A 12,702-nucleotide genomic window follows, 5' to 3' on the forward strand; every position below is an offset into this window, starting at 1 on the left:
TTACTTAAAAGAAATAGATTTTCTGTCATGACAAAAATCAGTCTTTTCTAGCCACAGAACATTTAATTTTGAAAGACATCTATCTCCATTAAATTATGACTGATCTTCAGATTGCTAAACGCATTACATTAAAACCCATATCACAAATCGCTGAAAAATTAGGGATTGACCCTGAAAAAATTGAAATGTATGGAACAAACAAAGCAAAAATTCCTTTGTCTTTTATTGACCATAAGAAAATCGAAAAAAGTCACCTCATATTAGTATCAGCCATATCACCAACACCTGCTGGGGAAGGCAAAACCACCATATCTATTGGACTGTCTGAAGCGCTAAATAAACTCAATAAAAAAACCACCGTTGTTTTAAGAGAACCCTCTTTAGGTCCTGTTTTTGGTATTAAAGGCGGCGCTACAGGCGGAGGCTATTCACAAGTACTACCACTTGAAGACATAAACCTTCATTTTACTGGGGATTTTTCGGCTATTGAAAAGGCGCATAATCTTTTATCGGCAGTTATTGACAATAATATTCAAAGCAAAACAAAATCTCTAGGCTTAGACCCAAGGACTATTACATGGAAGCGTGTTATTGACATGAATGACCGTGCACTGCGACGTATTATCGTTGGTCTTGGCGGAACAACATCCGGAATACCCAGAGAAACAGGATTCGATATTACTGCCGCATCAGAGATTATGGCCATACTTTGTATCGCAAAAGATTTAAAAGATTTAAAAAAACGGCTTGGTAATATCTTTATAGGTTATACATTTTCTAAGCGACCCATTTTTGCAAAAGATTTAAAAGTTGCTGGTGCTATGGCTACGTTATTAAAACATGCCCTAAAACCAAATCTTGTACAAACCATCGAAGGAAATCCAGCCATAATCCACGGTGGTCCGTTTGCCAATATAGCACAAGGCACAAATTCTGTTATTGGCACTTTAATGGGAATGTCCTATTCCGAATATACTGTTACCGAAGCTGGCTTTGGATTTGATTTAGGAGCTGAAAAATTCTTTGATATTAAGTGTCAAAGCGCTAATATTTCGCCAAAAGCGGTAGTTCTTACAACGACCATAAGAGCTTTAAAGTATCATGGTGGTGCAGATTTAAAATCTTTACAAACACCCAATACCGAAGCTTTGCGCCTAGGGCTTCCTAATTTGGAAAAACATTTAGAAAACATCAAACAGTTTAATGTCACTCCAATAATAGCCATTAATAAGTTTAAAACAGACAGCAAGGAAGAAATACAACTCATTAAGGATTTCTCTAAAATTAAAAATATTAGAATTGCAGTAGCAAATGTTTGGGCTAAAGGTGGCGAAGGCGCTTTAAAATTAGCAAAGCACGTTATTGATGTTGCAGAAAGTTGCACCACTAAATTTACGCCAATGTATGATTGGGAAATGCCCATTGAAGAGAAAATAGAGCGTGTTGCAAAAAAAATATATGGTGCTGAACATGTGGATTACAACTCTACCGCAAAACGACAACTGCGACAAATAAAGGAATTGGGATTAGAACAATTACCAATCTGTATTGCAAAGACTCAGAAGTCGTTATCAGATAATCCTAAACTACTTGGTCGTCCAAAAGACTTTATCATCACTGTTAGAGAAATTGAAATTGCTGCTGGCGCTGGCTTCTTAATACCAATAACAGGAGATATTATGCGTATGCCAGGTCTACCAGAAACTCCAGCCTCGGAAGGTATTGATATTACAGATAAGGGTGAAATCAGTGGACTTTTTTAAGACCTAGGCTTAGCCAAACTTCTATCGTACATCACAATACTTCCTGCAACGGAAACATTAAGGCTTAGTTGCGACTTAAACTTTACTAAAAAATGACTCTTTTCTATGGCTTGTTTAGACAAACCATGGTCTTCGGCACCTAACAAATAAACACAGCGTCGCGGATGATTAAAGGTCTCTAAATCTTCTGCTTCATCGGTAAGTTCTACACCAACTATACGAGCACCCTTTGGGAGATTATTATAGAACTCATCAAACGTTTCGTAATGAAAATACGGCATCGATTTTACAGCATTATGCGTGTCACTTGCTTGTTTAGCGTAGCGATTACCTATGGTAAATATAAAACTCGCTCCTAAGTTTTGAGCCGAACGCCAAAGGACGCCTAAATTTTCGGGAGTTTTTCCGTTTTGAATACCAATACCAAAGAATTCGTTTGTAAAGTTGTCATTCATACTGCAAAAATATGATTATTTTGGAAGTATAATTTCAGTGATGTCACACTTCAAAAGAGATTTAAATAAAGAACAATTACTTGGCGAATACCTCGACACGGTTTATAATAGTCTGAATTTAAATTTTGAAAGAAATGCTGATTACAGCCTTCAGCATCGCGGTGTAGATTTATTATTTCCAGAAAAGGATGGCATTTATATTGATGAAAAAGCGCAACTCGATTACCTAAACAAAAACCTACCAACATTTACGTTCGAATTGTCTTATCTAAAAAATGGCGAGCAAAAATTAGGTTGGCTTTTAGATGAAACTAAACTCACCACACACTATTTTTTAATTACTGGAATTTATGTTGAAAATGAAACCGACTTATCTAAAGGTTTTAAAAACTGTACCATTACAAGTGTAAACCGAAAAAAGTTATTGATTTACTTAGAATCAAAAGGGCTATCGAAGAATAGATTACTTCAATATGATGCCGATTTAAGAGATTTTGAAAACAAAAAACTGAAAAACGAGATTGAAGAATTACACCCAAAAACTGAAGGCTTGCTCTACTTCTCGCCTCAGCTTGCCGAACAACCTATAAATCTTCAGCTTCGATTAAAGCATTTGATTGAGGTTGGTGTGGCTAAACAGATTTTTCCTCTGAAATAGCATGAAATAGCGTAACACCTATTCTTTCAACAACGCCAACAACCAAGGCATTCCCCATAAAAAAAGCACGTTTGGTATCTGTGACACCTTCTAGTTGGGTATGGTTATCAGGAAACATATTTAAGCGTTCTAGCTCTATAGGTGTTAATCGGCGATAGCCTTTTTTTGTCTTAATGACATGTTTAAAACGTGATGCAGACTTTCCACCTTCACCAGTAATAATAGTTCGCGAGGCGTTGTCTAAAGCATCAGGAAAAATCATAGCACCTTCGGCATAATTATATTTAAAACCGTCTTTTGTTTCTCGGATTTCTTTTTTGGCGCCTTTTAGGTAATTCCACTTATCTAGTTCTTCATCAGAAATGTAAAATTCCTCTGAAACGTCATTATCAGAAACTAAAACGTCTTTCAATGTAGTTCGCTTTCCATCAAATTCGGCTTTGGTTTTTACCGTATAAACTTCATCATTGATGTAACGTCCACTATTGTTAAAAGGCGATAATTTTCCGCCTAAATTAAAGGTATCTGAAATGGTTTTTACGTCATCTTTAAGCTGAAATTTATAATCATCTTTTTCGAATGTAACAGGAAAGCTTTTGGCTAGAATACCATCGTTAAAAATCCAATCTTCAGCATCAAACGCTTTCAAATTATCATATAGTTCAGTCCCTTTTAAATATGCTAAAATGAATATGCGACGTCTACGCTGTGGCATTCCATAATCGGCAGCATTAATAACGCGCCACTCTACAGCATACCCTAAATCTGATAAGCTTTTAAGCATAATAGCAAAGTCTCTTCCTCGCTGTTTGGATGGCGATTTTAATAGTCTATCGACGTTTTCTAAGAAGAGGTATTTCGGTTTGATTTTACTTTCATTTAAGATGCGATAAATCTCCCACCAAAGAACGCCTTTTTTGCCTTGAAGACCTTTTGAGTTTTTAAGCGTTGTGGCTACAGAATAATCTTGGCAAGGAAAACCACCAACCAGTAAATCATGCTCAGGAATCTGAGAGACTGGTACTTTGGCTATGTCTTCATTAGAGTGATTTTTCTTCCCAAATCTAGCCGCGTAAACCTCGAAAGCATGTTGCCGTTTTGTAGAAGGTTCCCATTGGTTACTCCAAACAACTTCAACTTTTAGGTCAGAAGCTTTCTGATTGAATTTTTCCAATCCTAACCGAAAACCACCAACGCCAGCAAACAATTCGGCAACTCTAATTTTTGTCTTTTTTGCAGTCATATTTAGAAGTCCGAAAATAAGATTTAATATATTGAAATGAAAAAAGCTCTATATATTATTGTAGAGCTTTTAAAATTATTTACATGAAGTATAACTAAGTCAATATATCTGTAAACTTAAGTATAAATAAATCAATAACTTCAATAACAATTAGAATGATGATTATCCATTCTAGTTTACTACTTTCTTTATGAAACATAATGTCTTTAAAGAGGTCTAAATTCTCTTTGATGATGCTCAGTTGTTGATTGATAATTGTGTAACGCTCTTTTAAATCGAATACTTTTTTCAAAGAATTATTTAGATTGTTTAAGACTTCATCTTCCCACGCGGCTTCAGGAGAGTCGAAAATATAGAGGTTTTCTGAAATTTTGTTTTTAATGTTTAACACCTTACCGATATAGCGTTTTAATTTTTTACCAGAAATATCTAGTTTTCCATTAGCCTCAAGGAAACTCGTATGCTTTCTTGTGTCTTCTAAAAGTGTTTCAGTGGTCTTTGCATAGGCATCAAGAATTACGGATTGAGATAGATTAAGCATAATTAATCGTATTTTTTCTGGGGCATCATCAGTGATGGAAATGGTATCGAAACTCGTAGTAAATTTCGGTTGATTTGTTGCCACTTCTACAGTTTCAAAAATTTCGGTTTCTTGTAATTTATAAGAACTATCCGTATTTAAAATCTGAGATTTAATCTTATTGACCTCATCATTATCTAAATTAAAATAACATACTACACCGTATTGTAATACATAATAGTACTTATCTTTTTTAACCTGATAAAACAACTCGTCCCTATCAAAAAACAAAAGTTTATCGGTTACTCTGCTTTTTATGCCTTTGATATCGAAGCTTTCTGCCTCTAATAAAGCTATTGCTTTTGTATTCATATTAAAAAAGCGGTCCGAAGACCGCTATAAATTGATTATTTATTTTTCTACTTAAGCAGTTCTAAGCTTATAATTTTGAAGACTTCGTATTCTTCATCGTCATCATCCATTTCGGTTTCTACAACATATTTTATTTTAAATTTCTTGTTAGCAAAATCACCTTTCGTTAAATCGAACTGATTTTTTGAAACTTCGTTCTGACTAGAGAATGCGTATTGCTTTTCGTCTTTGTCTTCAAAATAAAACGTCTCGTCTTCGTACTCTATAAATGTTGCTTCTAGAGTAAACACTTCTGGCTCTTGTAGCAAACTAAAGCCTACAAAAATTGCAATAAATAATGCTTTCATTTTAAATAATTTTAAAAGTTAATATCCGTCGCATGTGCGCACACTGACCGCTATTCTGCAATCTCGAGAATATCACTTTCATCAAAATCTTCGTATTCAAAGTCTTCATCCTCGTCGTCGTAGTCGTAATCGTCGTCCTCAGTATCGTGTTCTTCCATGGCAATCACTAACTTTTTACTGATTTTAACGAGATAAATCGTATCTTCTGTCCTAACCTCAACGCATTTTACCGTTTCGCCTTGAGCGTTAACAAAAGAAATAATATGTCTGTCGTCGTATCCATCTGGGTACGCATTTACCAGCAGGTCTAAAATGTCTTCATTTAGCTTAGCAAAATCGACAATAACACGTTTTAGTTGAATTGTATCTTTCATTTATTATAAACCTAATAGGTAAGCAAAAATTAAAGGCGCTACAATAGTGGCATCACTCTCTATTATAAACTTTGGAGTATCTATATCTAGTTTTCCCCAAGTAATTTTCTCGTTTGGCACTGCACCACTGTAAGACCCGTAGCTTGTTGTAGAGTCGCTAATTTGGCAGAAATAACTCCAAAACGGTGTATCTGTACGTTCCATATCTTGGTATAACATTGGTACTACACAAATTGGGAAATCTCCCGCAATTCCACCACCAATTTGGAAGAAACCAATTCCATTTTCTGAATTATCTGTATACCAGTCTGCTAAATACGTCATATATTCAATTCCGGATTTCACAGTACTTGCCTTTAATTCGCCCTTCATCACATAACTGGCAAAAATATTGCCCATTGTGCTGTCTTCCCAACCAGGAACTACTATCGGGAGATTTGCCTTCGCTGCTGCATACATCCAAGAGTCTTTAATGTCTATTTCGTAATGTTCTTCTAAAACACCCGATAATAAGAGCTTGTACATATACTCATGCGGAAAATAACGCTCGCCTTTAGCTTCGGCATCTTTCCAAATTTTTACAATGTGTTTTTGGATTCTACGAAATGCTTCTTCTTCGGGAATACAGGTATCCGTCACACGATTTAGGCCACGCTCCAGCAAATCCCATTCGTCTTGGGGTGTTAAATCTCGATAATTTGGTACGCGCTCATAATGGCTGTGCGCTACTAAATTCATGATGTCTTCTTCTAAATTTGCACCTGTGCATGAGATAATATGAACTTTATTTTGTCGAATGACTTCAGCAAAAATCTTACCCAATTCCGCAGTACTCATAGCACCAGCCAAAGAGACTAACATTTTAGAACCGCCATTTAATTGAGCTTCGTAACCTTTTGCCGCATCGACTAAACTTGCGGCATTAAAGTGCAAGAAATATTTTGATATAAATTGAGATATTTCGCCTTTAGAATTCATTATCGCTGAACTTTAATTTATTAATAACCGTATCTTTTTGTGCATTGTATAAATCTTCGTTTTCATCGTCTACATCTTGCTCAAAAAATTTATAGCTTAGCATTTTGTAATACAATTTTGCAGCTACAAAGTCTGAAGATTTATCGATATCGTTAGGGCATAATTCCACAATATCAAAGCCTACAACGTTCTTCTCTTCAAACACCTTTTTAAGAAACTCTAACGTCTCGTACCATAACAATCCACCCGGTTCTGGTGTACCTGTACTTGGACAAATCGAAGGGTCTAAAGCATCTAAATCGAAAGTAATGTAAACATTATCTCCCAAGGCTTCAACAGCGTTATCCATCCAATATTCATCTGTATTCATGTCCTCAGCAAAGAATACATTATCCTCGTTCATTACCGTTTTTTCAGTAATATCCATACTTCTGATTCCCACTTGAACAAGGTTTGTTGTTTCGTTAGCTTCGTACAACGCACAAGCATGGTTGTATTTAGAGCCGTTGTACGACTTTCTTAAATCTGCGTGTGCATCGATTTGTAGTACTGATAAATCATTAAAACACTCGTTAAACGCTCTTATCGCTCCAATAGAAATAGAATGCTCGCCGCCGACCATTGTTACAAACTTATTTCGCTTTATGTATTTTTTTATAAGCTCATGAACAGCATTGACCATGGCTTCTGGAGACGTATTTTCTAGAACAGGCTCGGTTAAATGTATGCCTTGTTTGTAAACTTCGGAGTCTGTTTCGATATCGTAAAGCTCCATATTTTCTGAAGCCTGTAAAAACGCCTCTGGACCTTTATCCGCACCTTTTCCCCAAGTACTTGTACCATCGTATGGCACAGGAACTAATACAATTTTTGATGTTTCTAAACCAGCATAGTTATCTTCTATACCAGCGTAATTTTTTGTAGTATTCATTTTTAAAATTAAATATGTTGTGTTGTAATTATTGAACTATTGTTGAAGCAATATTAGCTTTATTTGTTGTTGACTCTAGGTCTTGATTAATTCCGTAATCATATCCTAAAATGGATAGTAACTGCTCCGAGGTTTGCTGTTCTGCAAAAACGGAAGTTATTAGCTCACCCGCTTCGTTTCTGTCTATCAAAATATGTTTTGGTGTTGGAATTAAGCAGTGTTGTAATCCACCAAATCCACCAATAGTTTCTTGATACGCACCGGTATTAAAAAAGCCGATATACAATGGTTTTTCTTGCGAATATTTTGGAAGATAAATCGCATTCATGTGCTGTTCGCTGTTGTAATAATCATCACTGTCGCAAGTTAAACCGCCTAACAAAACGCGCTCATATTCTTTGTCCCAACCTGTAATTGGCAACATTACAAAACGCTTGTTAATTGCCCAAGTATCTGGCATGGTAGTAATGAAAGATGAGTTAATCATGTTCCATTTCTCACGGTCGTTTTGTTTCTTTTGGTAAAGCACCTCGTAGATTGCGCCACCAGCTTCACCAACGGTAAAACTTCCGAATTCTGTAAAAATGTTTGGCACATCTACACCAGCCTCGTCACAAGTTTGTTTGATTTGATTAATAATCTCATCGACCATGTACTGATAATCGTATTCAAAAGCTAAGGAGTTTTTTATTGGAAAACCGCCACCAATATTTAGGCTATCTAGAGTTGGGCATTCTTTTTTAAGGCTTACATACACCTTCATACATTTTAGGAGTTCGTTCCAATAATAGGCCGTGTCTCTAATGCCTGTATTTATAAAAAAATGAAGCATTTTAAGAGTCACTTTTGGGTTGTCTTTTATCTCAGCATTATAAAATGGAACAATGTTTTTGTAACCGATACCAAGACGTGATGTGTAAAACTCAAACTTAGGCTCTTCTTCAGAAGCTATTCTGATGCCTATATCGTAGTTATCTTTAATCTCTTGGTCTAATAGATTAATTTCTTCGTAATTATCTATGATAACCACGCAGTTTTTGTGACCATTATTTATAAGTCGTGCAATATTCTTAATATATCTATCGCGTTTAAAACCGTTACTTACTACAAAGGTATCATCTGTTATTTTTCCTTGCGCTTTTAGATTTTCTACAATATCAATATCGAAAGCCGAAGAGGTTTCTATATGTATATTGTTTTTAAGCGCTTCATCTAAAACATGCTTAAAATGTGAGCTTTTTGTACAATAGCAATAGTTATAATTACCATTGTAATTATGCTTAGCAATAGCATTTGCAAACCAACTTTTTGCTCTGTTAATGTTATCAGAGATTTTTGGTAAGTAGGTAAATTTTAGCGGTGCACCATATTGTTCTATAAGTGCTTTTAAGTCTATTCCGTGGAAGTTTAATTCGTTGTTATTTAAAGTGAATTCTTCTTGTGGAAAATCGAAAGTTTGATCAATAAGATCAAAGTATTTAGTTTTCATTGTAAAAATTTGAAATATTAGAACTATTAAACGCTGCTGGATTTAGCAACAAAGAAATGTGTACGAATACTTCAAATACGAAAAATAAAAACAGTAGATGGATTAAAGGTATTTTCCTCTAATACTTGGAAAGCTATTTTAATTTCAGAAGTCAGCCTAATAATTCGGTTTCCTATCCCTAAGACTGCTTTTGGAGTAGACTTCTTTATCCTCCTAAGCCCGAACCTGAAAAAAGATTTCATAGTAGTAAAGGCAATGCGTTCTTAATTACTGAACTCATTTTGCACGACAAATGTATAAAAAAAATGAATTCGCAAACTTTTTTTAATAAAATCTATTTTTTTAATTTTTTCAGAGATAAACACTGATTAAATTTTAAATACAAAAACGTATCTTTCTGAAATATAAAACATTACCAACCCATTATGAATCATCTATCAAACCTAAAAAGAGAAACCCGATATGGCCTTCCTACGGCCGACCAGATACTATTTAATCGTTTTTATGTTATAGGCTATTCGTACTACTTTAGACAAGCAAAATGGGCTTTAGAGATTATAGACCCCGATAAAACAGATGTTAGTCGGCTTAATAATTTTAGACCAGATTATCGCATACCAGAACGTTTTAGAGCAGATTTAGATGTTTATGAAGATTCGGGTTACGATAGAGGACATTTGGTGTCTAGTGCCAACCAGATTGAAGTTGATATCCAAAATAGTGAAACGTTTTTACTATCTAATATGGCCCCGCAACGTCCCATGTTTAATAGAGGCATTTGGAAACGTTTGGAAGAAGCTGTTAGGGTTCTAGATAGTAGTAAAAAAGTATTTGAAACTTACGTAATTACAGGACCACTTTTCTTTTTTGACCAAGAGGTTAAAATGATTGGAGATAATGATGAATCCATAAAAGTATCTCTACCGATACCGCATGCGTTTTTTAAATCCGTTTTGGTAGAAAATAATACGGGCAGCATAAATATGTGGTCTTTTATTATTCCTAATAAAATAACCAGCGAGCCACTTGAAAGCTTTTTGGTCGAAACGTCTAAAGTCGAAAAAATATCAGGTCTTTTACTTTGGGATACTTTGGTTGGCACAAAAATGAATCGCGAAAAGAACAAAATCCGAAAAATGTGGAAGTACAACTAAACCACTTCAAAAATTTTATCTTTGTTCTTTGATTTTACATGCCATATAAATAGCTAGATTCACTTATTTTTTGATACAAAAAAACGAACAATTATTCTGGAGAATCTGTCCTTCTTGTAAAGGGATAGGTAAAAAAAACCGTCGCCCAAGCGAGAAAACGCTGCGCAAATACCGTCAATCTCTCGAAATATATTCTAATAAGAAAACACAAGTAAAACCAGAGAAACCAAAAGATAATCTTAAAAAATGTATTGCCTGTGATGGCTCTGGATTAATCAGCACTTCAACACCCACGGAAATAAATACAAATTATCCAAATGTAGCCATTATTGGTGGCGGTATTGGCGGTTTTGCGTTAGCTGCAGCCTTTTCTCATCGTGGAATTCCTTTTACGATATATGAGAAAGACAGAAGTTTTAATACGCGTTCACAAGGATATGGTTTAACATTACAACAAGCTAGCAAAGCGCTTAAAGGATTTGGCATAACAACCTTAAAAGAAGGTGTTGTATCTACCAAACATATCGTACACACGACGGAAGGCGAAATCATTGGCGAATGGGGTATGCGCAAATGGTTAGACAACAATACTAATCCGAAAAAAAGAAAAAATACCAATATCCATATTGCAAGGCAATCGTTACGTCTTTCCTTACATAATCAAGTGAAAAAGCATGACGCTATTAAATGGGGACACGAATTTTTGAGCTATCAAAATGATGAAAATGAAAAATTAATTATCAACTTTAAAGTCGGTAATGATATTATAACATCCTCAGCAGACTTAATTGTTGGGGCAGATGGCATAAGAAGCGGTGTAAGGCAACAACTTTTTATTAAAGACGACTATCCTTTGAATTACTTAGACTGTTTTGTCATGCTAGGCATATGCCCTATAAAACATCTAAATGACATAAATAGTCCTTTATTAGATTTAAAAACTGTATTTCAAACAGCAAATGGTAATGAGCGTATTTATGTGATGCCCTATTCTACTTCTGCAATCATGTGGCAACTAAGTTTTACTTTGCCAGAAGAAGATGCTAAAATACTAAGTAGACAACAAAAATCTGTACTCAAACAAGAAGCCTACGGAAAAACACAATGGCATTATCCTATTCCTGAAATCATAAAAGCAACACCTTTGCAGTACATTTCGGGATATCCTGTTTACGATAGAGACGTTCTCAATATCGAGGACTTTAAAGAAGGAGGTAGCGTAACACTTATTGGCGATGCAGCGCATCCTATGAGTCCGTTTAAAGGGCAAGGTGCAAATCAGGCTCTACTCGACGCGCTCTCTTTAGCACGGCGTATTACCAAAACGTGTCGAATAAATACTGATTGGAAAGAAAAAGGAATTAGAACTGCATTACTAGAATCTTTTGAAAGAGACATGCTACACCGCACAAGAATTAAAGTAAAAGCTTCGGCTGATGCTGCTAAATTTTTGCACTCGGAAGTTGTATTAAAAAAAGGCAATTCGCCCAGAGGCAAGGCTATTTAATTAAAAAAGCCAAACACTTTCGTATTTGGCTTGTTGTAGCGGGAACTGGACTCGAACCAGTGACCTTCGGGTTATGAGTTCAATTCCTAAATTTATTTTCCCCTATTTATAGGGGTTTCAAGCTATACTAATTTTAAAATCATATGCATTTTCATATGCAAAACCATATGCAGTTTGAAGTCTAAGTTAGACATTCAATATTAGTCTAAAATTAGTAATATATTTCAAAACAAAACTTTTTTTAATTCATATAATCTTGCCATTGTATAAGTACATATTTTTCAATTCCGCTCTCTTTTCGTTTTAAAAAACCGTATTCATAAACAAAAAAGTAAACATCTCCTTTTTGATTTTTCCAATAGTGCGTGAAAAATTTTGAATTAAAGCCTTCTTTTATTAGAATACCACTTCGCACTGTCGCCTTCCCTGCTCTATTATATTCTTTCAATAACTTTCGGTTTAAGCGTAATTGATTATCTACCTTATTATAGAAGCGCTTTGGTTTTTGTTTTTCTCTTTGGTATTGGTGAGAACTTTTGCATTGAGGGTCACAATACTTTTTATCTGTTCTACCTATTAACTTCTTATTACAGTAAAGACAATTTTTTACTAACCGCATAAATTCTATTATTAACAGTATATTATACGTAAAATAATCGAATATAGTACTACTATCGTTTTTTCAATTTATATTTTTGACAAAAATGATATGAAAAATAGAACAACCATAACATTAGAACCTGTAACGCACAACAATACCGACTATGTTGTTATCGATTTCAATAATTCATCTGAAGTTAAAGATTATATCAAAGCATTCTATGGTATAAAACAGGGTAAGAAAAATAACACTTTCTATATTAAATACTATGACACTGTTATAAATGAGCTCTTTAGCTATTTTAGAGACA

At 34.8% G+C, this 12,702-nt stretch carries 14 protein-coding genes; 5 read left to right on the top strand and 9 right to left on the bottom strand.

The window, feature by feature from the left end; all coding sequences use genetic code 11:
- The first annotated feature begins 95 nt into the window (after positions 1–95).
- Positions 96–1,763, top strand: a complete 1,668-nt coding sequence (locus DFQ05_RS10790; protein ID WP_199221993.1) for a formate--tetrahydrofolate ligase — start codon at positions 96–98, stop codon at positions 1,761–1,763.
- Here DFQ05_RS10790 and DFQ05_RS10795 read toward each other — a convergent pair.
- The gene (locus DFQ05_RS10795; protein WP_132705414.1) at positions 1,760–2,218 is read right to left on the bottom strand and encodes an RNA methyltransferase; all 459 of its coding nucleotides are present in this window, start codon (positions 2,216–2,218) and stop codon (positions 1,760–1,762) included. The genes DFQ05_RS10790 and DFQ05_RS10795 overlap by 4 nt on opposite strands.
- Before the next feature lie 40 nt (positions 2,219–2,258).
- Here DFQ05_RS10795 and DFQ05_RS10800 point away from each other — a divergent pair, with 40 nt between their 5' ends.
- The gene (locus tag DFQ05_RS10800; RefSeq protein WP_132705415.1) at positions 2,259–2,876 is read left to right on the top strand and encodes a hypothetical protein; all 618 of its coding nucleotides are present in this window, start codon (positions 2,259–2,261) and stop codon (positions 2,874–2,876) included.
- Here the strand turns inward: DFQ05_RS10800 and dcm are convergent.
- From dcm to DFQ05_RS10835, 7 genes are all read right to left on the bottom strand, one after another.
- Positions 2,851–4,119, bottom strand: a complete 1,269-nt coding sequence (gene dcm, locus DFQ05_RS10805; protein ID WP_132705416.1) for a DNA (cytosine-5-)-methyltransferase — start codon at positions 4,117–4,119, stop codon at positions 2,851–2,853. The two genes, DFQ05_RS10800 and dcm, sit on opposite strands and share 26 nt — an antisense overlap.
- Before the next feature lie 94 nt (positions 4,120–4,213).
- Complete coding sequence (locus DFQ05_RS10810) at positions 4,214–5,011, bottom strand: RMD1 family protein (RefSeq protein WP_132705417.1); 798 nt, start codon at positions 5,009–5,011, stop codon at positions 4,214–4,216.
- A 47-nt stretch (positions 5,012–5,058) separates the two neighbouring features.
- Entirely contained in the window at positions 5,059–5,358 is a 300-nt protein-coding gene (locus DFQ05_RS10815) for a hypothetical protein (RefSeq protein ID WP_132705418.1), read from the bottom strand.
- Positions 5,359–5,408: 50 nt separating this feature from the next.
- A complete protein-coding gene (locus tag DFQ05_RS10820; protein WP_073082176.1) occupies positions 5,409–5,732 on the bottom strand; it encodes a hypothetical protein in 324 nt (107 codons plus the stop codon).
- 3 nt (positions 5,733–5,735) lie between these two features.
- Complete coding sequence (locus DFQ05_RS10825; RefSeq protein ID WP_132705419.1) at positions 5,736–6,710, bottom strand: deoxyhypusine synthase family protein; 975 nt, start codon at positions 6,708–6,710, stop codon at positions 5,736–5,738.
- A complete protein-coding gene (speB, locus tag DFQ05_RS10830) occupies positions 6,700–7,641 on the bottom strand; it encodes an agmatinase (RefSeq protein ID WP_132705420.1) in 942 nt (313 codons plus the stop codon). Before speB ends, DFQ05_RS10825 begins: the two co-directional genes overlap by 11 nt.
- 28 nt (positions 7,642–7,669) lie before the next feature.
- Positions 7,670–9,130 carry a type III PLP-dependent enzyme domain-containing protein gene (locus tag DFQ05_RS10835; RefSeq protein ID WP_132705421.1) on the bottom strand — a complete coding sequence of 487 codons (1,461 nt, stop codon included), beginning with the start codon at positions 9,128–9,130 and terminating at the stop codon, positions 7,670–7,672.
- A 425-nt stretch (positions 9,131–9,555) separates the two neighbouring features.
- Between DFQ05_RS10835 and DFQ05_RS10840 the strand changes: the two genes are divergently transcribed.
- On the top strand, positions 9,556–10,284 hold the full coding sequence (locus tag DFQ05_RS10840) for a DNA/RNA non-specific endonuclease (protein WP_132705422.1): 729 nt from the start codon (positions 9,556–9,558) through the stop codon (positions 10,282–10,284).
- 70 nt (positions 10,285–10,354) lie between these two features.
- Complete coding sequence (locus DFQ05_RS10845; RefSeq protein WP_338419713.1) at positions 10,355–11,791, top strand: FAD-dependent oxidoreductase; 1,437 nt, start codon at positions 10,355–10,357, stop codon at positions 11,789–11,791.
- Positions 11,792–12,032: 241 nt separating this feature from the next.
- Here the strand turns inward: DFQ05_RS10845 and DFQ05_RS10850 are convergent, their stop codons facing one another.
- Positions 12,033–12,410: a hypothetical protein gene (locus tag DFQ05_RS10850; protein WP_132705423.1), complete on the bottom strand. Its 378-nt coding sequence runs from the start codon at positions 12,408–12,410 to the stop codon at positions 12,033–12,035.
- A gap of 90 nt (positions 12,411–12,500) precedes the next feature.
- Between DFQ05_RS10850 and DFQ05_RS10855 the strand changes: the two genes are divergently transcribed.
- The coding region (locus DFQ05_RS10855; RefSeq protein WP_132705424.1) for a hypothetical protein at positions 12,501–12,702 on the top strand (202 nt) is incomplete at its 3' end.

Source organism: Winogradskyella wandonensis (genome assembly GCF_004346845.1).
GTDB classification, from domain to species: Bacteria; Bacteroidota; Bacteroidia; order Flavobacteriales; family Flavobacteriaceae; genus Winogradskyella; species Winogradskyella wandonensis.